Source organism: Thioclava sp. UBA3469, from assembly GCF_002378135.1.
In the GTDB taxonomy this organism is placed as follows: domain Bacteria; phylum Pseudomonadota; class Alphaproteobacteria; order Rhodobacterales; family Rhodobacteraceae; genus Thioclava; species Thioclava sediminum.
This window is the reverse complement of the sequence record NZ_DFRG01000096.1, coordinates 1,510-4,407: the sequence shown is the minus strand read 5'-3', so window position 1 is coordinate 4,407 and position 2,898 is coordinate 1,510. Positions and strand designations below refer to the sequence as shown.

Here is a 2,898-nt window from a genome sequence, read left to right as displayed (position 1 = left end):
GGCGGTCACGGGATCGCCGTGGCCGGGGTATAGGATGCGCGGGCTCTGCGCCTCGATCCGCGCGAGCGAGCGGTAGTAATCGCCCAGATCGCCGTCGGGTGGCGAGATCAGCGTCGAGGACCAGCCCATCACCACATCGCCGGTCAAAAGCGCATCGCCGAGCGCGAAGCTCAGATGGTTGCAGAAATGGCCGGGCGTGTGCAGCGCGGTGAGCGACCAGTCGCCATGGCTCAGCGTCTCTCCATCCTCGAACAAAATGTCGGGGTCGAACGCGTGATCGACTCCTTCACCGCCGCCCGCATGGCCGCGCGCCGCGAGTTCCGCCATTACCGGTGCGCGCCCGGCTTCGGGCGGGCCGAAGGCGAGGATCGGCGCGCCCGTAGCCTCGGCCAAGAGCCGTGCGCCGGGGGAATGGTCGAGATGCGCATGGGTGACGAGGATATGGCTGACACGTTCGCCTGGCGCGAGCGCGTCGAGGAGCGCCTGCAGATGCGCGGGATCGGCGGGGCCGGGATCAACAACAGCGACCTCGCCCGTGCCGATGACATAGGTGCAGGTGCCGGTATAGGTCATGGGGGACGGGTTCGGTGCGATGATCCGGCGCAAGCCGGGCTGCAATTCTTCCATCTTTCCCTCCATCGCGGCCATCGTTAGGGTTCTGGCATGAAATTTCGCTGGCTGAAACAGATGATGCCGCGCGGGCTCTATGGGCGGGCCGCGCTGATCCTGATTCTGCCGGTGGTGACGATCCAGCTCGTGGTCTCGATCGTCTTCATTCAGCGCCATTTCGAACGCGTCACGCAGCAGATGACCGAAGGGATGGTGCGCGAGATCGCTCTGCTCGATCAGGTCGCGACCAATGCGCCGACGGCGGAGGTTGCCCGCGAACGGCTCGACGTTCTCGACAAGACGCTGAACTTCGCCTCGCAATTCCCGGCGCCCACGCATCTCGCGTCGCAGCGGGGCGATACCCGCAGTTTCTTCGATCTGACCGGGATCGTGGTGATCTCGACGCTGCGGGCGAACCTGTCGCAGATCCGCTCCATCGATCTCGACAACAACACCAATTCCGTGCGGGTGGTGCAGGAGACGCCGAACGGGCCGTTGGCGGTGACCTTCGCGCGCAGCCGGGTTTCGGCGTCGAATCCGCACCAATTGCTGGTTCTAATGGTCTTTGTTTCCATTCTGATGACACTGATCGCCTATATCTTCCTGCGCAATCAGCTGCGCCCGATCCGCAGGCTGAGCCATGCGGCGGAGGAATTCGGCAAGGGGCGTAACCTGAATTACCGCGTCTCGGGGGCGACGGAGGTGCGCGCCGCAGGCCGCGCCTTCCTCGATATGCGCAACCGGATCGAGCGGCAGATCGAGCAGCGCACGCTGATGCTGTCCGGTGTCAGCCACGATCTGCGCACGCCGCTCACGCGTCTGCGGCTCGGGCTGTCGATGATGGAGGAGAACGACGAGGTTCGCGCGATGGAACGTGACGTCGACGAGATGGGGCGCCTTGTCGATGCGTTTCTCGAGTTCTCGCGCGACGGTGCGTCGCATGGCGAGCCGGAGACGCTGCCGATCTGCGGCTTCGTTTCAGGCGTGGTGGAGGATATGCGGCGGATGGGGCGCGATGTGACGCTGGTCGATTGTGACAGCGAGGAGGAGGCGACCTTCCGCCCCGATGCCCTCAAACGCGCCTTGGCGAATCTGATCGGCAACGCGGTCCGCTACGGCACGCGCGCGGAAATCACCGTCTCGATCGCGCGCACGGGGTGGCGAATCGCGGTGCATGATGACGGGCCGGGCATCCCGCCCGAACGCCGCGAGGAGGCGATCCGGCCATTTACCCGGCTCGACCCGGCGCGCAATCAGGATCGCGGGCAGGGCGTCGGATTGGGGCTTTCGATCACCGCCGACATCCTGCGCCGCCATGGTGGATCGCTGAAACTCGGGCGATCCGAACGGCTTGGCGGCTTGATGGCCGAGATGATCCTGCCGCGGTAAGTGGCTACACGTTCGATCACGCGCGCGCACGAACCGCTCACGGCAACGAGATCGCCTCTTGCGGCCTGTCCCGGGGCCACGCATTGTGACGGGTGAGTGACATGCCCTAGTTGAATGGATGCTTCACGGCTCCTAGATATTGGGTTGAACAGGGGAGGGGCGTGGTCGCCGAAAACGGGGCCGGACCCTCCTGCCAAGAGAGGAACGCCGATGACCGAATTTAGCTCTGTCACCCATCCGGTCCTGCCGCTGCGCGATATCGTGGTTTTCCCCCACATGATCGTGCCGCTCTTCGTCGGGCGCGAGAAATCCGTGCGCGCACTGGAAGAGGTGATGGCGGAGGATCGCCAGATCTTGCTCGCAAGCCAGGTCGATCCGTCGCAAGACGACCCCGATACGGACGGGATTTTCCGCGTTGGCGTGCTCGCCAACGTGCTGCAACTGCTGAAACTGCCCGATGGCACCGTGAAGGTGCTGGTCGAGGGCAAGAGCCGCGTGCGCATCACCGATTTCGTCGAGAATGACGACTATTTCGAAGCGAATGCCGAGCCGCTGATCGAGACCGAGGGCGATGTGGAGACGATCCGCGCGCTGCTACGCTCGGTCGCCGAGGAATTCGAGCGCTACGCGAAGATCAAGAAGAACATCCCCGAAGAGGCGCTCTCGGCCGTGGCCGATGCGACCGAAGCGGACAAGCTGGCCGATCTCGTCTCGGGCCATCTGGGGCTGGAAGTGGCCCAGAAGCAGGAGCTTCTGGAAACGCTCGACGTCTCCGAACGGCTGGAGCGGGTCTACGGGCTCATGCAGGGTGAGGTCTCGGTTCTCCAGGTGGAGAAGAAGATCAAATCCCGCGTGAAGACGCAGATGGAGAAGACCCAGCGCGAGTACTACCTGAATGAG

At 64.3% G+C, this 2,898-nt stretch carries 3 protein-coding genes; 2 read left to right on the top strand and 1 reads right to left on the bottom strand.

From position 1 onward, the window contains the following. On the bottom strand, positions 1–627 hold a 627-nt coding region (locus B3D39_RS08250), incomplete at its 3' end, for an MBL fold metallo-hydrolase (protein WP_274963891.1). Between the two features lie 36 nt (positions 628–663). Here B3D39_RS08250 and B3D39_RS08245 point away from each other — a divergent pair. Further along, complete coding sequence (locus tag B3D39_RS08245; RefSeq protein ID WP_274963890.1) at positions 664–1,998, top strand: ATP-binding protein; 1,335 nt, start codon at positions 664–666, stop codon at positions 1,996–1,998. 210 nt (positions 1,999–2,208) lie between these two features. Continuing rightward, positions 2,209–2,898 (top strand): LON peptidase substrate-binding domain-containing protein (locus tag B3D39_RS08240; protein WP_286789586.1); only part of this gene is annotated, 690 nt, incomplete at its 3' end.